This is a genomic window from Nocardioides xinjiangensis (assembly GCF_017916455.1).
Classification (GTDB): Bacteria; Actinomycetota; Actinomycetes; order Propionibacteriales; family Nocardioidaceae; genus Nocardioides; species Nocardioides xinjiangensis.
The window spans coordinates 174,233-193,379 of the sequence record NZ_JAFMSY010000002.1 but is presented as its reverse complement, the minus strand read 5'-3'; the positions used below and the strand labels follow the sequence as shown (position 1 = coordinate 193,379).

General features: G+C 72.9%; 16 protein-coding genes. 12 read left to right on the top strand and 4 right to left on the bottom strand.

Going from position 1 to position 19,147, the window contains the following annotated elements; all coding sequences use genetic code 11:
- The first annotated feature begins 1 nt into the window (after position 1).
- The 5 genes from J3P38_RS11875 to J3P38_RS11855 all read left to right on the top strand — a co-directional run bounded on the left by J3P38_RS11875 (position 2) and on the right by J3P38_RS11855 (position 5,376).
- The gene (locus J3P38_RS11875; RefSeq protein WP_210503790.1) at positions 2-406 is read left to right on the top strand and encodes a secondary thiamine-phosphate synthase enzyme YjbQ; all 405 of its coding nucleotides are present in this window, start codon (positions 2-4) and stop codon (positions 404-406) included.
- Between the two features lie 36 nt (positions 407-442).
- Positions 443-859: a hypothetical protein gene (locus J3P38_RS11870; RefSeq protein ID WP_210441008.1), complete on the top strand. Its 417-nt coding sequence runs from the start codon at positions 443-445 to the stop codon at positions 857-859.
- Positions 860-941: 82 nt separating this feature from the next.
- A complete protein-coding gene (locus J3P38_RS11865; protein WP_210503789.1) occupies positions 942-1,880 on the top strand; it encodes an SMP-30/gluconolactonase/LRE family protein in 939 nt (312 codons plus the stop codon).
- A gap of 16 nt (positions 1,881-1,896) precedes the next feature.
- Positions 1,897-3,801 carry a 1-deoxy-D-xylulose-5-phosphate synthase gene (dxs, locus tag J3P38_RS11860; protein ID WP_210503788.1) on the top strand — a complete coding sequence of 635 codons (1,905 nt, stop codon included), beginning with the start codon at positions 1,897-1,899 and terminating at the stop codon, positions 3,799-3,801.
- Positions 3,802-3,858: 57 nt separating this feature from the next.
- The gene (locus J3P38_RS11855; RefSeq protein ID WP_210503787.1) at positions 3,859-5,376 is read left to right on the top strand and encodes an amino acid permease; all 1,518 of its coding nucleotides are present in this window, start codon (positions 3,859-3,861) and stop codon (positions 5,374-5,376) included.
- A gap of 420 nt (positions 5,377-5,796) precedes the next feature.
- On the opposite strand, the gene J3P38_RS11850 is transcribed toward J3P38_RS11855, so the two are convergent.
- The gene (locus J3P38_RS11850) at positions 5,797-7,872 is read right to left on the bottom strand and encodes a 3-hydroxyacyl-CoA dehydrogenase NAD-binding domain-containing protein (protein ID WP_210503786.1); all 2,076 of its coding nucleotides are present in this window, start codon (positions 7,870-7,872) and stop codon (positions 5,797-5,799) included.
- Positions 7,869-9,086 carry a thiolase family protein gene (locus J3P38_RS11845; RefSeq protein ID WP_210503785.1) on the bottom strand — a complete coding sequence of 406 codons (1,218 nt, stop codon included), beginning with the start codon at positions 9,084-9,086 and terminating at the stop codon, positions 7,869-7,871. Before J3P38_RS11845 ends, J3P38_RS11850 begins: the two co-directional genes overlap by 4 nt.
- Before the next feature lie 118 nt (positions 9,087-9,204).
- Between J3P38_RS11845 and J3P38_RS11840 the strand changes: the two genes are divergently transcribed.
- The 3 genes from J3P38_RS11840 (at position 9,205) to J3P38_RS11830 (ending at position 12,462) form a co-directional block, all read left to right on the top strand.
- Positions 9,205-10,164, top strand: coding sequence for a PAC2 family protein (locus J3P38_RS11840; protein WP_210503784.1), 960 nt, complete (start codon positions 9,205-9,207; stop codon positions 10,162-10,164).
- Positions 10,164-11,030, top strand: a complete 867-nt coding sequence (locus J3P38_RS11835) for an acyl-CoA thioesterase (RefSeq protein WP_210440994.1) — start codon at positions 10,164-10,166, stop codon at positions 11,028-11,030. The genes J3P38_RS11840 and J3P38_RS11835 overlap by 1 nt, the downstream gene beginning before the upstream one ends.
- Positions 11,031-11,271: 241 nt before the next feature.
- Positions 11,272-12,462, top strand: coding sequence for a M23 family metallopeptidase (locus J3P38_RS11830; RefSeq protein WP_307807877.1), 1,191 nt, complete (start codon positions 11,272-11,274; stop codon positions 12,460-12,462).
- Between the two features lie 70 nt (positions 12,463-12,532).
- Here the strand turns inward: J3P38_RS11830 and J3P38_RS11825 are convergent, their stop codons facing one another.
- Positions 12,533-13,423, bottom strand: coding sequence for a MaoC/PaaZ C-terminal domain-containing protein (locus J3P38_RS11825; protein ID WP_210503782.1), 891 nt, complete (start codon positions 13,421-13,423; stop codon positions 12,533-12,535).
- A complete protein-coding gene (locus J3P38_RS11820) occupies positions 13,423-14,757 on the bottom strand; it encodes a 3-oxoacyl-ACP reductase (RefSeq protein ID WP_210503781.1) in 1,335 nt (444 codons plus the stop codon). Before J3P38_RS11820 ends, J3P38_RS11825 begins: the two co-directional genes overlap by 1 nt.
- 200 nt (positions 14,758-14,957) lie before the next feature.
- Here J3P38_RS11820 and J3P38_RS11815 point away from each other — a divergent pair, with 200 nt between their 5' ends.
- The 4 genes from J3P38_RS11815 (at position 14,958) to J3P38_RS11800 (ending at position 19,136) form a co-directional block, all read left to right on the top strand.
- Positions 14,958-16,238 carry an acetyl-CoA C-acetyltransferase gene (locus J3P38_RS11815; protein ID WP_210503780.1) on the top strand — a complete coding sequence of 427 codons (1,281 nt, stop codon included), beginning with the start codon at positions 14,958-14,960 and terminating at the stop codon, positions 16,236-16,238.
- A 101-nt stretch (positions 16,239-16,339) separates the two neighbouring features.
- Entirely contained in the window at positions 16,340-16,918 is a 579-nt protein-coding gene (gene pyrR, locus J3P38_RS11810) for a bifunctional pyr operon transcriptional regulator/uracil phosphoribosyltransferase PyrR (protein WP_210503779.1), read from the top strand.
- Complete coding sequence (locus J3P38_RS11805) at positions 16,915-17,853, top strand: aspartate carbamoyltransferase catalytic subunit (protein WP_210503778.1); 939 nt, start codon at positions 16,915-16,917, stop codon at positions 17,851-17,853. The genes pyrR and J3P38_RS11805 overlap by 4 nt, the downstream gene beginning before the upstream one ends.
- Positions 17,853-19,136 carry a dihydroorotase gene (locus tag J3P38_RS11800; RefSeq protein ID WP_246856050.1) on the top strand — a complete coding sequence of 428 codons (1,284 nt, stop codon included), beginning with the start codon at positions 17,853-17,855 and terminating at the stop codon, positions 19,134-19,136. Before J3P38_RS11805 ends, J3P38_RS11800 begins: the two co-directional genes overlap by 1 nt.
- Positions 19,137-19,147: the final 11 nt, after the last annotated feature.

Genomic DNA, 19,147 nt, shown 5'->3' with positions numbered 1-19,147 from the left:
GGTGCACAGCGAGACCCGCTCCTACCGCACCGGCGGCGAGGAGGTCGTGCTCGACCTGACCGACGACGCCGCCGAGGTGGCCGCCGGCCGGGGTGACGGCCTGCTCCACGTCTTCGTCCCCCACGCGACGGCCGGCATCGCGATCATCGAGACGGGGTCCGGCTCCGACGACGACCTGCTGTCGGCGCTCGCAGACCTGCTGCCGGCCGACGACCGGTGGCGGCACCGGCACGGGTCCCGGGGCCACGGGCGGTCGCACGTGATGCCGGCGATCGTGCCTCCGCACGCCACGGTGCCGGTGCTCGACGGTCGGCTCGCGCTCGGCACCTGGCAGAGCATCTGCCTGGTCGACCTCAACATCGACAACGCCGAGCGAGAGGTGCGCTGGTCCTTCCTCGGTGGCTGATGGCGGGATCGAACACGTGTTCGATATCCTGAGCCGGTGTTCCCACCGCCGCAGCCGCGCCAGCGGCCGACCCCGCCCGAGGGGCACCGGGGGGTGGCGCCGCCGGGCTGGCCGAGGCAGGTCCGTCCGCCCGACGCACCGGACTGGGAGGCCACGGCGGCCAGCTGGCTGCTCGACCTGTGCCCGCCCGACTACCGCCGGTTCACGGGCCTGCGCCGGCACGTCGTCGTGCTGGCGCGGTTCGCCGTCCTGCACGTCGAGGCCCAGCAGCTCGCCACGCGTCGGGGGCTCAGCGAGATCCGCGGCGACCTGAAGGACGTCGCCGACGAGGCCGTCGTCCGGGCCGCGGTGCAGACCTTCCAGCTCGAGGACGCCCGCCTGCTCGGCGTACGCCGCGAGGTCGGCCTCGTCGAGGAGGCGCTGCGGGGACGTCGCTACCGGGTGCGGATGTGAGGGCGGGCCACGGTCGGGCGGTTCACCGCTGCGTCGTCGTACCCGCCCGCCTCGACAACCACCTCTACGCCAGCATGGCGCCATGACCTCCGCGCCGACGCTCACCGTCCACCCCGTCCCGGCCATGGGGGCCGAGGACGTCCTCGTCACTCCCGACGGCCTCGTCCACACCGGCACCGAGGACGGGGCGATCTGGGCCCTCGACCCGTCCACCGGCAGCACCCGTCGTGTGGCCGACACCGGCGGCCGGCCGCTCGGCCTCGAGCTCCTCGGGAGCGGGCACCTCCTGGTGTGCGACGCGCACCGCGGGCTGCTGCGGGTCTCGCGCACCTCGGGCTCGGTGGAGGTGCTGGTCGACCGGGTCGAGGGGCGCGCGATGCGCTTCTGCAACAACGCCGCGGTCGCTGCCGACGACACGATCTGGTTCAGCGACTCCTCCCTCCACCACGGCGTCGAGGAGTGGAGGGCCGACTTCGTCCGGAACACCCGCACCGGCCGGCTCCTGCGCCGCGACCCCGTCGGCACCGTCACGGTGGCGCTCGACGGGCTCGCCTTCGCGAACGGCGTCGCGCTGTCCGCGGACGAGTCCTACGTGTGCGTGGCCGAGTGCCGCGGCCGCACCGTCGTGCGCCTCTGGCTCACCGGTCCGCGGGCGGGGGAGCGCGACCACCTCGTCACCGACCTCCCGGGCTACCCCGACAACATCAGTCGCGGCAGCGACGGCCTCATCTGGGTGAGCGTCGCGAGTCCCGTCAACGGCCTGGTGGAGCGGCTCGGGCGGGCCCCGATGGCCCTGCGCCGGGCGATCACCCGGATCCCCGAGTCGTGGCAGCCCAGGCCGGCGCGGACGATCCGCGTGCAGGCGTACGCCGACGACGGCCGGCTGGTCCACGACCTCGACCTCGCCCCGCCGGAGCAGGGGCCGGGCTACCACATGGTCACGGGAGTCCGCGAGCACGACGGGAGGGTCTGGATGGGCAGCCTCCACGAGCCGGCGGTGGCCGTCCACGACCTGGCATGAAATAGACTCGGCCGACATGTCACTCCTCGACTCGATCGCGACCCCGGGCGACCTCCGGGCGCTCTCGTCGGAGCAGCTGGACGAGCTGGCCGCCGAGATCCGCGACGTCATGATCCGCACGGTCGCGACCAACTCCGGGCACCTCGGCCCCAACCTGGGCGTCGTGGAGCTGACCCTGGCCATCCACCGCGTCTTCGACTCCCCGCGCGACCGCGTGGTCTTCGACACCGGGCACCAGTCCTACGTCCACAAGCTCGTCACCGGGCGCCACGCCGACTTCGCGACCCTGCGCAAGGAGGGCGGCGTCAGCGGCTACCCGAGCCGGGCCGAGTCCGAGCACGACATCGTCGAGAACTCCCACGCGTCCACCTCGCTGTCGTACGCCGACGGGCTCGCCAAGGCGTACGCCATCCGCGGCGAGGACCGCCACGTCGTCGCAGTCATCGGCGACGGCGCCCTGACCGGCGGCATGGCGTGGGAGGCGCTCAACAACATCGCCATCGCCAGGAGCAGCCGCCTGGTCATCGTGGTCAACGACAACGAGCGGTCCTACACCCCGACGATCGGCGGGCTGGCCACGGCGCTCACCTCGCTGCGCACGAACCCGCGCTACGAGCAGGTCCTCGACCTGGTCAAGAAGCGCCTCAACGCCGTCCCGGGCATCGGGCACGCGGCCTACGACGCGCTGCACGCGGTCAAGAAGGGCATGAAGGACGCGCTCGCACCGCAGGGGCTCTTCGAGGACCTCGGCCTGAAGTACGTCGGACCCGTCGACGGCCACGACCGCGCCGCCATGGAGCAGGCCCTCGCCAACGCCAAGCGCTTCAACGGTCCCGTGATCGTCCACGCCATCACCCGCAAGGGCCAGGGCTACGACCCGGCGCTTCGGCACGAGGCCGACCAGTTCCACGCACCCGGCCCCTTCGACGTCCAGACCGGTGCGGAGAAGCCGAAGGGCAAGATCTGGACCGACCACTTCTCCGAGGCGATCGTCGACCTCGGCAGTCGCCGCGAGGACGTCGTCGCGATCACCGCCGCGATGATGCACCCGGTCGGGCTCGACGTGTTCGCCCAGAGGTTCCCCGAGCGCACCTTCGACGTCGGCATCGCCGAGCAGCACGCCGTCACCTCCGCTGCGGGCCTCGCGATGGGCGGCCTGCACCCTGTCTTCGCGGTCTACGCCACCTTCCTCAACCGCGCCTTCGACCAGGTGCTGATGGACGTGGCCCTGCACCGGTGCGGCGTCACCTTCGTCCTCGACCGCTCGGGTGTCACCGGTGACGACGGCGCGAGCCACAACGGCATGTGGGACATGTCGATCCTGCAGGTCGTGCCCGGCCTCCGGCTCGCGGCCCCGCGCGACGTGACTCGCCTCCACGAGCTGCTCGAGGAGGCCGTGCAGGTCGACGACGCCCCGACGGTCGTGCGGTTCCCGAAGGGCCCACCGCCCGCCGACGTCCCGGCCGTCGACCGCGTCGGCGGCGCCGACGTGCTGGTCCGCGAGGGCGAGCGCGACGTGCTCATCGTCGCGGTCGGCTCGATGGCGACCACAGCCGTCGAGGTGGCGTCCCGCCTGGTCGACCAGGGCATCGGCGTCACGGTGGTCGACCCGCGCTGGGTCAAGCCCGTCGACCCCGCCGTGATCGACCTCGCGCGCGAGCACCGCCTCGTGGTGAGCGTCGAGGACAACGGCCGCGTCGGCGGCTGCGGGGCGGCGCTCCTGCAGGCGCTCAACGACGCCGACGTGCGTACGCCCTTCCGCCTGCACGGCATCCCGCAGGAGTTCCTCGACCATGCCAAGCGCGACGCCATCCTGGCCCGCATCGGCCTCGACGCCCAGACCATCGCCCGCGCCGTCGTGGAGGACGTCACCGCCCTCGACGGCGGCCCGACGCTGGTCCAGGTCGACCACACCGCCTGACCGCGCCCGGACCGACCCGACTCGACGGTGGGGACGCCCGCGCCCTAGGTTGCAGGGATGAGCGTCTTCCGCACCAAGTCCGTCGAGCAGTCGATCGCCGAGACCGAGGCCCCCGAGCACCGCCTGAGGAAGAACCTGGGTGCGCTGGACCTGACCATCTTCGGCGTCGGCGTGATCATCGGCGCCGGCATCTTCGTCTACACCGGCCAGGTGGCGGCGACCAACGCCGGTCCCGCGATCGCGGTGTCGTTCCTCATCGCCGGCCTCGCCTGCGCCCTCGCCGCCCTCTGCTACGCCGAGTTCGCCTCCACCGTGCCGGTCGCCGGCAGCGCGTACACGTTCTCCTACGCCACCTTCGGCGAGCTGATCGCGTGGATCATCGGCTGGGACCTGGTGCTGGAGTTCACCGTCGGCGCCTCGGCGCTCGCGGCCGGGTTCTCCGGCTACCTCCAGAACGTGCTGGAGGGCACGCCGCTCGAGGTGCCGGCGTCGCTCGCCTCGGCCAGCGACGGCATCGTGAACCTGCCGGCCGTGCTCATCTCGCTGCTCGTCGCGGCCGTCCTGATCGGCGGCATCAAGCTCTCGAGCCGGGTCAACCAGGTCGTCGTCGCCATCAAGCTGGGCGTCGTGGCGCTGGTCATCGTGATGGGCATCGGCTACGTCAAGGCGGCCAACTACACGCCGTTCGTCCCGCCGAGCCAGCCCACCGGCGACGCCGAGGGCAGCTTTTGGTCCCTGCCCCTCGTCACCTCGATCTTCGGCCTCGAGCCCGCCGTCTTCGGGATCGCCGGCGTGATCGCCGGTGCCGCCATCGTGTTCTTCGCCTTCATCGGCTTCGACGTCGTCGCGACCACCGCCGAGGAGACCCGCAACCCGCAGCGCGACGTCCCGATCGGCGTCCTGGGGTCGCTCGCGATCGTGACCGTGCTCTACGTCGCCGTCTGCTTCGTGGTGACCGGCATGCAGAACTACACCGACATCGACCCCGCCGACGCCGCGCCCCTGGCGACCGCCTTCGACGCGGTCGGCGTCGAGTGGATCGGCAACGTCATCGCGGTGGGCGCCACCATCGGTCTCACCGTGGTCGTCCTCATCCTGATGATGGGCCAGACCCGGGTCGCCTTCGCGATGGCCCGCGACGGGCTGCTGCCCACGTCGCTGGCCAAGGTCCACCCGACCTTCGGCACGCCCTACCGCATCACCGCCATCACCGGCATCGGCGTCGCCCTGCTGTCCGGCTTCGTCGACTTCGAGACGCTCGGCCACCTCGTCTCGATCGGGACGCTGTTCGCCTTCGTCCTCGTCTCGATCGGCGTCGTCGTGCTGCGGCGCACCCGTCCCGAGCTGCCCCGCGCGTTCCGCACCCCGGCGGTGTCCGTCGTCGCGACGCTCTCGGTGCTCCTGTGCTTCTACCTGATGCTCAACCTGACCGGCGAGACCTGGGTGCGGTTCCTGGTCTGGATGGCGATCGGCCTGGCCGTGTACGTCCTCTACGGCCGCTCGCACAGCCGCCTCGGTCGCGGTGAGCTCGCCGGCACCCGGCCCGTCGACGTGCCCGCGGACCCCGGCGCCTGATCGTCGTACGGCCGACGCGGGCCGCGCCGCGGCCCCCGGCTGCGGCCCCCGGCTGCGGCCCCCGCTGGGGCGGTGCGTGGTGCAGGTTCTAGGGCTCGGGAAGATGTCTCACGCACCGCTGCCGGGGCGTGCGGGTGTGGGGCGGTGCGTGGTGCAGGTTTTGCGGCTCGGAAACGTGTCTCACGCACCGCTGCGCCGGCGTGCGGGTGTGGGGCGGTGCGTGGTGCAGGTTTTGCGGCTCGGAAACGTGTCTCACGCACCGCTGCGCGGGCGTGCGGACGTCGGGCGGTGCGTGGTGCAGGTTCTGCGGCTCGGAAACCTGCCTCACGCACCGCTGCCGGGGCGTGCGGGTGTGGGGCGGTGCGTGGTGCAGGTTCTGCGGCTCGGGAACCTGCCTCACGCACCGCCCGCGGGCGAGCCTCAGTGGAAGCGGCGCCCAGTCGCCTTCTCCGCGATGCCGGTGACGTCGAGCATGAACGTCAGCCCGCCGTTCCAGAACGAGAAGCCCGCGCCGGTGATCATCGCCAGGTCGATGTCCTGCGGGGCCGCGACGACGCCCTCGTCGAGCATCAGCCGGGCCTCCTCGGCCAGGCCGGCGAGAGTCCTCTCGCGGACCTCGTCGGCGGTGAGGACCACCGGCGAGCCCGGCTTCTCGAGCAGCGCCTCGACCTCGGGGTCGAGCCGGCCGTCGGGGCCGTAGTACGCCGTCTTGCGCGCCGCCACGATCCGCTCGAGCGCGGGGGAGACGTGGAAGCGGTCGGGGAAGGCCGCGGCCAGCGTCTCGTTGTTGTGCAGTGCGATGGCCGGGCCGACGAGCGACAGCAGCACGAACGGCGGCATGGGGGCGATGCCGGCGAAGGCGCCGTCGGCGACCTCGACCGGCGTGCCCTCGTCGACGATCCGGCCGACCTCGCTCATGAACCGGCCCAGGAGCCGGTTCACGATGAACGACGGGCTGTCCTTGACGAGGATGGTCGTCTTCTTCAGCGCCTTGCCGGTGGCGAACGCCGTGGCGAGCGTCGCGTCGTCGGTGGCCTCGCCCTTGACGATCTCCAGCAGCGGCATGACCGCGACGGGGTTGAAGAAGTGGAAGCCCACGACCCGCTCGGGGTGCTCGAGGTCGGCGGCCATCTCGGTGATCGACAGCGACGAGGTGTTCGTCGCAAGCACGCACTCGGCGGAGACGACCTTCTCGACGTCGGCGAAGACGCTCTTCTTGACCGCCATCTCCTCGAACACGGCCTCGATCACGAAGTCCGCGTCGCCGAAGGCGACCTGCTTGTCGGTCTCGCCCGACACCAGCGCCTTGTGGCGATTGGCCTTGTCCTGGTTGATCCGGCCCTTCGCGAGGAGCTTGTCGATCTCGGCGTGCACGTAGGCGACGCCCTTGTCGGCGCGCTGCTGGTCGAGGTCGGTGAGCACGACCGGCACCTCGAGGCGACGTACGAGGAGCAGCGCCAGCTGGCTGGCCATGAGGCCGGCACCCACGATGCCGACCTTGGTGACCGGCCGGGCGAGGGACCGGTCGGGGGCGCCGGCGGGGCGCTTCGCCCGCTTCTGCACGAGGTCGAACGCGTAGAGCGAGGCGAGCAGCTCGGGGGTCTGCGACAGCGCCTCGAGCGCGTCGTCCTCGGCCGCGAAGCCGGCGTCGCGATCGATGTCGCGGGCCGCCGCGATGAGCTCGACGGCTTTCGCCGCCGCCGGGGAGCCGCCGCCGGTCTTCGCGGCGACGATCGCCCGTGCCCGCTCGATCGCCGCGTCCCACGCCTCGCCGCGGTCCACCTCGGGACGTTCGACGACGACCTCGCCACGGACCACCGACGCAGCCCACAGCAGCGACTGCTCGAGGAAGTCGGCCCCGCTGAACACCGCGTCGGCGAGGCCGAGCTCGTGTGCCGCCGTGCCGGTGAGCGTCCGGCCCTGGTTGAGCGGGTTCTCCAGGATCAGCGTGACCGCTGTGTCGGCGCCGACGAGGTTGGGCACCAGCCACGCGCCGCCCCAGCCCGGGACGAGCCCGAGCATGACCTCCGGCAGGCCGAGCGCGGGAGCGGAGTCCATGACCGTGCGGTAGGTGCAGTGCAGGGCCACTTCCAGACCGCCGCCGAGCGCGAGCCCGTTGATCAGGCCGAACGACGGCTTGCCGCCGTCCTGCAGCTTGCGGAAGACCGCGTGACCGAGCTCGGCGACGGTCCGTACGGCGTCGGGGCCGCCGCCCTGGATGGCGGTCAGGTCCGCACCGGCCGCCAGGATGAACGGCTTGCCGGTCACCGCGATCGCGTCGATCGCGTCGTCGGCGAGAGCCGCGTCGATCGCCGTGTCGAGCGCGAGCAGCGAGGCGGGGCCGAACGTGTTGGGCTTGGTGTGGTCCTCGCCGTTGTCGAGGGTGATCAGCCCGAAGGTCGCGCCGGGCAGCGCGACCGTGCGCAGGTGCGCCTGCGTCACGCGCTCGGCGTCGGAGACGATCGCGCGGGCGCGCTCGAAGATGTCGGTGCTCACTTGATCTCTCCCTCGTCCGAGCCGGCGCCGGTCCAGTGCGGGTTCTCCCAGATCACGGTGCCGCCCATCCCGATGCCGATGCACATGGTGGTGAGCCCGTAGCGGGCCTCGGGGCGCTCCTCGAACTGGCGCGCCAGCTGGGTCATCAGGCGGACGCCGGACGAGGCGAGCGGGTGGCCCACGGCGATCGCGCCGCCGTAGGGGTTCACGCGGGCGTCGTCGTCGGCGATGCCGAAGTGCTCGAGGAAGGCCAGCACCTGGACGGCGAACGCCTCGTTGACCTCGAACGCGTCGATGTCGTCGATGGTCAGGCCGGCGAGGTCGAGCGCCTTCTGGGTCGCGGGGATGGGGCCGGCGCCCATCACCTCGGGCGCGACGCCGACGAAGGCGTAGGTCACCAGGCGCATCTTCACGGGCAGGCCCAGCTCGCGTGCGGTCGCCTCGTCGGCCAGCAGCGCGGCGGTGGCACCGTCGTTGAGGCCGGCGGCGTTGCCCGCCGTGACGTTGCCGGAGGAGCGGAAGGGGGTCTTGAGACCCGCGAGCGACTCCAGCGTGGTCTCCGGACGCATCGGCTCGTCGACGGTGGCCAGGCCCCAGCCGGCGTCGGCCGAGCGGGTGGCGACCGGGACGAGGTCGGGCTGGATCCGGCCCGCGTCGTAGGCGGCCTTCGTCTTCTGCTGGCTGCGCACGGCGTACGCGTCCACGCGCTCGCGCGTGATGGTGGGGTAGCGGTCGTGCAGGTTCTCCGCGGTCTTGCCCATCACGAGGGCGTCGGGGTCGACGATCCGCTCGGACAGGATGCGCGGGTTGGGGTCGACGCCCTCGCCCATCGGGTGGCGGCCCATGTGCTCGACGCCGCCGGCGATCGCCACGTCGTAGGCACCGAAGGCGATGCCGGAGGCGGTGGTGGTGACGGCGGTCATCGCGCCGGCGCACATGCGGTCGATCGAGTAGCCCGGGACGCTCTGCGGCAGGCCGGAGAGCAGCGCGGCGGTGCGCCCGATGGTCAGGCCCTGGTCGCCGATCTGGGTGGTGGCGGCGACCGCGACCTCGTCGACGCGCTCGGGCGGCAGGGAGGGGTTGCGGCGCATCAGCTCGCGGATGCACTTGATGACGAGGTCGTCGGCGCGCGTCTCGGCGTACTGGCCCTTGGCCTTGCCGAACGGGGTGCGCACGCCGTCGACGAAGACGACCTCACGCTGAGGACGGGACACGGGCTGCTCCCAGGGTCGGAGGGGACGGGTGCGCTCACGTTACCTTCGGGTAACAACGGCTGCCCACGAAGACGGGTGTGTGTCAGGTCACTCCGCGCGGGTCACTAGGGTGGGGCGCATGGCCGACCGACTCGTGCACATCGTGGACGACGCCGAGGTGCTCGCCGACGCCGGCGACCTGACCCTGGTCGTCGTGCTCACCGGGTTCCTCGACGCCGGCAAGTCCGCGGAGCTCGCGGCGACCCACCTCGCGGGGCTCTCCGACGGGGGCAAGGTCGTGGCCACCTTCGACGTGGACTCGCTGCACGACTACCGCGCGCGCCGGCCCCCGCTCTCGTTCGTGCGCGACCACTACGCCGACTACGAGGCGCCGCGACTGGTGGTCCGCGCCCTGCGCGACACGGGTGGTACGCCGTTCCTGCTGCTCGCCGGCCCGGAGCCGGACATCCGCTGGGAGGCCTTCGCGCGTGCGGTGCGCGAGGTCGTCGACCACTTCGGGGTCTCCCGGACGGTGAGCCTGGGGGCGGTGCCGATGGCCGTGCCGCACACGCGTCCGATCGCGATCACCCCCCACGCCAACCGCCCGGACCTGGTGCCGGGCAAGAGCCCCTGGCAGGGCGAGCTGCGCGTCCCCGCCAGCGCCCAGGCGCTCCTGGAGGTCCGGCTGGGGGAGTGGGGCCTCGACGCGCTCGGCTTCGTCGCGCACATCCCGCACTACCTGGCGCAGATGGAGTACCCGCAGGCGGCCCTGGTGCTGCTGGAGCACCTCGAGATCGGGGGGCGGCTCACCGTCGACCTCGGGGAGCTGCGCGAGGCGGCCGAGATCACCGAGACCGAGGTCGACCGCTACCTCTCCACGCACGACGAGGTCGGCGAGGTCGTCCGCGGGCTGGAGCAGCAGTACGACTCCTTCCGCGAGGCCGAGGCCAGCGGCTCCTCGCTCCTGGCCGGCGACGGTCCGCTGCCGACCGGCGACGAGATCGGCAGCGCCTTCGAGGCCTTCCTCGCCGACCTCGACGACCAGTCGAGGGACCCCTCGAAGGACAACGACACCGACCCGGGCTGGGAGGAGCGCTGATGGCGGGGAGTGCTGCCGAGCTGGCCGGCCTGCTCGACCTCGAGCCGCTCGAGGTCGACCTCTTCCGCGGCTCGCAGGCGCGCACGACGCGTCAGCGGGTCTTCGGCGGACAGGTCGCCGCGCAGGCCGTGGTCGCAGCCACCCGCAGCGTGGACGGCGACTTCGTCCTGCACTCGCTGCACTCGTACTTCCTGCGGCCCGGCGACACCACCGTGCCGATCGTCTACGACGTGGAGCGCATCCGCGACGGCCGGTCCTTCATCACTCGCCGCGTCTCGGCGCGCCAGCACGGCCGACCGATCTACTACATGACCGCGAACTTTCAGGTCCCCGAGCCGGGGCTGGAGCACCAGGACCGGATGCCCGAGGTGCCCGCGCCCGAGCACGGACTGCCGCTGATCGAGCTCGCCCGCGCCCAGGGCCCCGAGACCGCCCAGGACTGGGAGCGGGAGTGGGCCGCCCTCGACGTGCGCCACGTCGGCATCACCGGCCAGGGCATCGACGACGACACCGAGCACACGGCCCGCGCCCGGCTCTGGATCAGGGTCGACGGGACGCTCGCCGACGACCCGACCGTCCAGCAGGCGGCGTTCACCTACGCCAGCGACCTCACGCTGCTCGGCGCCGCGCTGGTCCCGCACGGCATGACCATCGCCTCGCCGCGCCTGCAGCCGGCGTCGCTGGACCACACGATCTGGTTCCACCGTCCGTTCCGTGCCGACGACTGGTGGCTCTACGACCAGTTCTCCCCGTTCGCCGGTGGCGCTCGCGGACTCGCGCTCGCCCGCGTCTTCTCGCGGTCCGGCGACCTGGTCGCGACCGTCGCGCAGGAGGGCCTGATCCGGGTCCGTGAGCCCCGCACATAGCATTACATCGTTGTAATTCGTCGCATTTGGATGACCGGCGTGTCGCGCGGCCGTAACCTGTGATCGCTCGTGTGGCGATTGGGGCTGCCGTGACTGCCGCTCACCCGTGTGGTGCGTGACGTCCAGCCGGCCCCGAGCGCCCTCCGCTCGACACCTGTGACGAGGACGCTCACCGATGGGTCCTGCCCCCCGTACGAATGCCCGTACGACTGCCCGTACGACCCCGCGCGCGAGGACGCTGGTGGCCGCCGCGGCCGCCCTCGCGCTGCTCGCTCCCGCCGCCCCGGCGACCGGTGCGCGCCGGGCGGCGCCCGTGACGGCGTTCCAGATGCCCTTCCCGTGCGGGGAGACCTGGACGGGCTCGACCCGGCCGGGGCACAGCCCGAGCGTCAACGCGGTCGACTGGAACCGCAACCCCGACCTCGGCGCACCGGTCGTGTCCGCCGCTGCAGGCGTGGTGACGGCGGCGTACGCCACGCCGCGCGGCGGCTACGGGCGCTGGGTCGTCATCGACCACGGCAACGGCGAGAGCACGCTCTACGCCCACCTGGCCAGCGTGGTCGTCGCCGTCGGCCAGCGTGTCGACCAGGGCGCGATGATCGGCACGCTCGGTGACAGCGGCAACTCCTCCGGATCGCACCTGCACTTCGAGGAGAAGAGCGGCCGCAGCGTGGTGCCCGCGTGGTTCAACGGCAGCCAGTTCCGCAGCGGCGCCCAGACCTCCCGCAACTGCGTGGACGTCCCGCTGGCGGGCAACTTCGCCGGCGACCGTGCCTCGGAGATCGCGGTGTTCCGTCGGGCCCGCAAGTCCTCGTTCATCGTCCACGTCGCCGGTGCCGCACCCGTCACCGTCAGGTTCGGCAAGGCGTACGACGAGCCGCTGCTCGGCGACTGGAACGGCGACGGGCGGCTCGACGTGGGCGTGCGGACGCCGCGCAAGAGCAAGTTCAAGCTCAAGACGCCGAGCGGCATCGTCAAGATGAGGTGGGGCGTGCCCTCCGACATCCCGGTCAGCGGTGACTGGAACGGCGACGGCAGCACCGAGATCGGCGTCCGGCGCGCGGCCGAGGGGACGTTCCACCAGCGGATGCCCGACGGCTCGGCCGTCCAGGTGTGGCTCGGCGACGCCGACGACCTGCCGGTCACCGGCGACTGGGACGGCAACGGCACGACCGACCTCGGCGTGTACGACCAGGCCACCGCCACCTTCACGCTGCGCAGCCTGGACGCCGCCGGGCTGTCCGTGCTGGAGGTCGTGCAGTTCGGCGCGGCAGGCGACCTCCCCGTGACGGGCGACTGGAACGGCGACGGCGTCACCGACCTCGGTGTGTGGTCGCCCGCGACGGCGACCTTCACCCAGGGGGTGGGACGGGCGCCGACGTCGGCCAGGCGCCCGCTCAGGACCGTGCGGTTCGGCACGCCCCGCGGCTGAGCCGCTCGGCGCCCCCGCGGCCCGAGGCGGAGCGTCCGGCCCCGCCTCGGGCGGAGCCTCAGGCGGATCCTCAAGCGGGGCGCGTGCGACCGAGCAGGTGCGGCGCGCCGTCCCGTGGGCTCGTCACCGCGAACGTCCACCCCGCGTCGTCGCGCCGGGCCGCGTAGGCCACCGTGCCGGGCAGGAACACCGGCTTGCGGAAGGCCACCTCCGCGGTCACGGCCGCCGGCAGCCGGTTCTCGATCGCGGCGATCGACCGGGCCTTGGTCCACATGCCGTGCGCGATCTGGCGCCGGAACCCGAGCGCCCTGGCGGTGACGGGGTAGAGGTGGATCGGGTTGGCGTCGCCCGACACCGCGGCGTACGTGCGCCCGAGGTCGGCGGGCAGCCGCCACTCGACGCCCCCGACGGGCGGGTCGAGGACCTCGGTGCCCGGCGCCGGGTCGCCGTCGACGGAACGGCCGCGGCGCAGGTACGTCGACGTCGACTCCCACACCGTCTCGCCGCCGGCCACCGCTGCGGTGACGAAGTCGAGCAGCACGCCCTTCGCGTGGGGACGCGGTGCCCCCACGGAGGTCGTGACGTCGAGGGACTCGCCGACGCCGATGGCGCGGTGCGCGGTGATCGCGTTCTCGACGTGCACCATGCCGATGGCGGGGTAGGGGAACGCGGGGTCGCCCATGATCGCCATGTGCAGCGGGAAGGCGAGCATGTGCGGGTAGGTCAGCGGGACGACGTCGCGGCGCGGGAACCCGCACACCGCGGCGTACGCGTCGACCCGGCCGCGCTCGGCGACGACGGCCTCACGCGCGTACGCCAGTCCGGAGAAGTCGCGAGCGGACCCCTTGCGCACGCCGGGGAGCCGGTTGACGCCCGGCACGACGGGCAGCGCCGCGCGGAGCAGCGTGGTGAGGCCACCGGGCTCGCCCGTGAGCTGCCTGACCTCCGGCGCGGTCGCCATCAGGCGCCCAGCATCATCTGGCCGCACACCCGCACCACGTTGCCGTTGACGGCACCGGAGCCGGGGCTGGCGAACCACGCGATGGTCTCGGCCACGTCGACCGGGAGCCCGCCCTGGGCGAGGGCGTTGAGGCGCTGGCCGACCTCGCGGGTGGCGAAGGGCACCGCCGCCGTCATCTGGGTGATGATGAAGCCGGGTGCCACCGCGTTGACCGTGATGCCGTCGGTGAGCTCGTCGCGCAGGCTGTCCACCAGTCCGATGACGCCCGCCTTGGACGTGGCGTAGTTGGTCTGGCCGACGTTGCCCGCGATGCCGGCGATCGACGCCACGCCGACGATCCGGCCGCCCGGGTTGACCACGCCCGCGTCGAGGAGCTCGCGGGTGATGAGCTCGGGGGCGGTGAGGTTGACCGCGATGACGCTGCTCCAGCGGTCCGCCGCCATGTTCGCGAGCCTCCGGTCGCGGGTGATGCCGGCGTTGTGCACGACCACGTCCACGCCGCCGTGGTGCTCGCGCAGGTGGTGGGCGATGCGCTGGGGCGCGTCCTTGGCGGTGATATCGAGCACGAGGTGGTCGCCGTCGAGCTCGGCCATCAGGGTCTGCAGCTCGCTCGCGGCCTGGGGCACGTCGAGGCCCACGACGCTCGCGCCGTCGCGGTGCAGGACGCGGGCGATCTCCTCGCCGATGCCGCGGCTGGCGCCGGTGACGAGCGCGACCTTGCCGGCCAGCGGGCGGGTCCAGTCGGCCACCTCGTCGGTCGTGGTCGCCCCGTGGGCGCCGATGCGGACGACCTGGCCCGACACGTACGCCGACTTCGGCGACAGGAGGAAGCCCAGCGTCGAGGCGACGGCGCCGTCGGCGGCGGGCGCGACGTACACGAGCTGGACCGTGCCGCCGCGGCCGACCTCCTTGCCGAGGCTGCGCGTGAAGCCCTCCAGCGCGCGCTGGGCGATGCGCTCGGAACCGCTCCGCTGCTCCGGCGGCGTGCCGAGCACGACGATCCGGGGGCAGGACTCCAGCCGGCGCAGGAGCGGGGTGAAGAACTCCTGCAGCGCGACGAGGCCGGAGGTGTCGGTGATCCCGGTCGCGTCGAAGACCAGGGCTTTCGCGCGGGCGCCCTCCTCGAGCGTCGTGGCACACGCGATGCCGAGTCCGTCGAGCGTGGCGGGCAGGGTGGCCGTCAGCCGGCCGGTGCCGCCGAGCACGACGAGGCCGTCGACGAGCGCGTCGCCCCCGGCCCAGCGCTCGAGCGCGACGGGGTTCGGCAGGCCGAGGTTCTTCACGACCAGCCGGCCGATCGGGGAGGACGCGAAGCCCTGGTAGCGGTCACTCATGGTGGCGGTGTCCTTGTCGTGGGTTCGAGGTCGGGTCGGGGTCGGGTCGAGGTCGGGTCGTGGTCGGGTCGTGGGGAGAGGTCGGGACGTGCGGGCGCCGGGTGCGGGACATGTAACTCGGAGTGCAACTCACCGTCCACTTTTCGTGACGTGGACCTCACCCCGTTGGCGCGGGGCGCGCCACCGGCAAGGATAGGAACATGCAGCCCACCACTCGTCCCGTCGCTGTCGTCGGCGGCAACCGCATCCCGTTCGCACGGTCCAACACCGTCTACGCCGGGGTCTCCAACCAGGAGATGCTGACAGCGGCGATCGACGGGCTCGTGGACAGGTTCGACCTCCGCGGCGAGCGCCTCGGCGAGGTCGTCGCCGGAGCGGTGCTCAAGCACGCGCGCGACTTCAACCTGACCCGCGAGTCGGTGCTCGGCTCCCGGCTCGCGCCCGAGACTCCGGCGACCGACATCCAGCAGGCCTGTGGGACGGGCCTCCAGGCCGCGATCCAGGTGGCCAACAAGATCGCGCTCGGCGTCATCGACGTCGGCGTCGCCGGGGGCACCGACACCACCTCCGACGCCCCGGTCGCGATCAGCGACAAGCTGCGTCGCAAGCTGATGAAGGTCAACGCCGCCAAGGACACGGCGAGCCGCCTCAAGGCGCTCGGCTCGATCCGCCCCGGGGACATCGGCCTCGACGTCCCGCAGAACGGCGAGCCCCGCACCCGGCTGTCGATGGGCGAGCACGCCGCCCTGACCGCCGTCGAGTGGCGGATCACCCGCGAGGCGCAGGACGAGCTCGCGGCGCGCTCGCACCACAACCTCGCCCGCTCCTACGACGAGGGCTTCCAGGACGACCTGGTCACGCCGTTCCGTGGCGTCGAGCGCGACAACCACATGCGCCCGGACTCCACGGTCGAGAAGCTCGCCACGCTCAAGCCGGTCTTCGGCAAGGGAGCCGCCGCCACGATGACCGCCGGCAACAGCACCCCGCTGTCCGACGGTGCGTCGGCGGTGCTGCTCTCCAGCGACGAGTGGGCCGAGGCGCGGGGCCTGCCGGTCCTGGCGCACCTCGTCGACGCCGAGACCGCGGCGGTCGACTACGTCAACGGCCACGAGGGGCTGCTGATGGCCCCGGCGTACGCCGTCCCGCGGATGCTCGAGCGCAACGGCCTGACCCTGCAGGACTTCGACTTCTACGAGATCCACGAGGCCTTCGCCTCGCAGGTGCTCGCGACGCTCGCGGCGTGGGAGGACCCGGTGTTCTGCAAGGAGCGGCTGGGCCTCGACGCACCGCTGGGCGCGATCGACCGGGACAAGCTCAACGTCACCGGCTCCTCGCTCGCCGCCGCCCACCCCTTCGCCGCGACCGGCGGGCGGATCCTGCCCGTCGCCGCGAAGCTGCTCGCGCAGAAGGGCGGTGGACGCGCGCTGATCTCGATCTGCGCCGCGGGCGGGCAGGGCGTGGTCGCCATCCTCGAGCGCTGAGCCGCGCGAGCCGAGCGGTCTGCCGGTCCGGTAGGGTCGGGGCCGATCGACATCCTTTAACGAGCCGTCCCGTGAGGCGGAGAAGGAGGTCCGGCGCGCAGATGCCTGCCCCCGAAGAAGCCGTCACCGCCCCCACCGGCCAGCAGCCGGGCCGGGCCGACCGCACCGTCCTCGACGGTCGCGACATCTCCCGGGCGCTGACCCGGATCTCGCACGAGCTGCTCGAGCGCAACAAGGGCGCCACCGACCTGGTGCTCCTCGGCCTCCACACCCGGGGCGTGCCGCTCGCGCGGCGCATCGCGGACAAGATCGCGACGGTCGAGGGCGCTCCCGTGGCCGTGGGCGAGCTCGACGTGACGATGTACCGCGACGACCTGCGGTCGCAGCCCACCCGGCGCGCCCACAAGACCGCGCTGCCCCCGGGCGGGATCGACCGCAAGGTCGTGGTCCTCGTCGACGACGTGCTCTTCTCCGGCCGCACCATCCGGGCCGCCCTCGACGCGCTCGCCGACCTCGGCCGCCCGTCGGCGGTCCGCCTCGCGGTGCTCGTCGACCGCGGCCACCGCGAGCTGCCGATCCGTGCCGACCACGTCGGCAAGAACCTGCCCAGCGCCCTCGCCGAGCGGGTGAGCGTCCGGCTCAGCGAGGTCGACGGCACCGACGGGGTGACGATCTCGTGAAGCACCTGCTCTCCGTCGACGACCTGTCGACCGACGAGATCCTCCAGCTGTTCGAGACCGCGGCGGACATGCACGACGTGCAGAGCCGGGAGGTCAAGAAGCTCCCGGCGCTGCGCGGCCGGACGATCGTCAACATGTTCTTCGAGGACTCCACCCGCACGCGCTCGTCGTTCGAGATCGCCGGCAAGTGGCTCTCGGCCGACGTCATCAACGTCAGCGCGAAGGGATCGAGCACCTCCAAGGGCGAGAGCCTGCGCGACACCGTGCTGACGGTCTGCGCGATGGGCGTGGACGGCCTCGTCATCCGGCACCCCGCGAGCGGCGCCGCGGTCCAGGTCAGCCAGTGGGTCGACGCCTCGGTGGTCAACGCCGGCGACGGCACCCACGAGCACCCGACGCAGGCGCTGCTCGACGCCTACACCCTCCAGCGGCACCTCGGCTCGCTCGAGGGCCGCCACGTCGCGATCATCGGCGACCTCACCCACAGCAGGGTGTTCCGCTCCAACGTGCAGTGCCTGACCCGCCTCGGCGCCCGCGTCACCGTCGTCGCGCCGCCGACGCTGATGCCGAGCGGCATCGCAGCGTGGTCGGCTGCAGCGGGCTTCGAGACGTCGTACGACGTGGACGCGGTGCTGCCCGACGCGGACGCCGTGATGATGCTGCGCGTCCAGCGCGAGCGCATGTCCGGCGCCTACTTCCCGAGCGCCCGGGAGTACACCGTCGGCTACGGGCTGACGCGCGGCCGCCTCGCGCTGCTCAAGCCCGACGTGCCGATCTGCCACCCCGGGCCGATGAACCGCGGCCTGGAGATCGCCGCCGACGCGGCGGACGCCGCGCAGTCGGTGGTGCTCGAGCAGGTCTCCAGCGGCCTGGCCGTCCGCATGGCCGTGCTCTACCACCTGCTCGCCGGAGAGCTCCAAGGAGGAGTCGCCTGATGTCGCTGGTGATCAAGGGAGCCTCGCTGCTCGGTGAAGGGACCGCCGACCTCCACGTCGACGACACGGGCACGCTCGTCGACGCCGCGCCCGCCGGTGCGGAGACCCTCGACGCCGACGGCCTGGTCGCCCTGCCGGGGCTCGTCGACCTGCACACCCACCTGCGCGAGCCGGGCCGCGAGGACGCCGAGACCATCCTCACGGGGTCGCAGGCGGCGGCGCTCGGCGGCTACACGGCCGTGCTGGCCATGGCCAACACCTCACCGGTCACCGACACCGCCGAGGCCGCGACCCGCGTCTGGGAGCTCGGGCGCGAGGCCGGCCTGGTGCACGTCCAGCCCGTCGGGGCCGTGACCCGCGGCCTCGCCGGCGAGGAGCTCGCCGAGCTCGGGTTGATGCACCGCTCGCGCGCCCGGGTGACGGTCTTCTCCGACGACGGGCGGTGCGTGCACGACGCCCGCGTGATGCGACGTGCGCTGGAGTACGTCAAGGCGTTCGGCGGCGTCGTCTCCCAGCACTCCCAGGACCCGACGCTCGCGGGCCCCGCTGCCTGCTGCCACGAGGGCGAGCTGTCCGGCCGGCTGGGGCTGCCCGGCTGGCCCGGCATCGCCGAGGAGGTCGTGGTGGCACGCGACGTGATGCTGGCACGGCACACCGGCTCGCGCGTCCACGTCGCCCACGTGTCGACCGCCGGGTCGGTCGAGGTGCTGCGCTGGGCGAAGGCGCAGGCGCGGCGGGACGGGCACTGGGACGTCACCGCCGAGGTCACCCCGCACCACCTCCTGCTGACCACCGACCTGCTCACCGGCTACGACCCGACGTACAAGGTCAACCCGCCCCTGCGGCCCCAGGAGGACGTCGACGCCCTCCGCGAGGCGCTGGTCGACGGCACGATCGACGCGGTCGCCACCGACCACGCGCCGCACGCGCGCCACGACAAGGAGCACGCGTTCGTCGACGCGGCGTTCGGGATGCTCGGCATCGAGACGGCGCTGGGTGTCGTGCGGACCGCCCTGCCCGAGCTGTCGTGGGCCGACGTCGCGCGGGTCATGTCCGTCGCGCCGGCCCGCATCGCCGGCCTGGCGGACCAGGGCCGGCCGCTCGCGGTCGGCTCGCCCGCGCACGTCGTCCTGGTCGACCCGGACGCGTCGGTGACCGTCGACCGCGACGCGTCGGCGTCGCTCTCGCGCAACAACCCCTGGCACGGCCGCAGCCTCGCCTCGCGGGTCGTCCACACCGTCTACGGCGGCCGGGTCACCGTCCGCGACGGCGCCCTGGCCTGACCGGCGCTGCC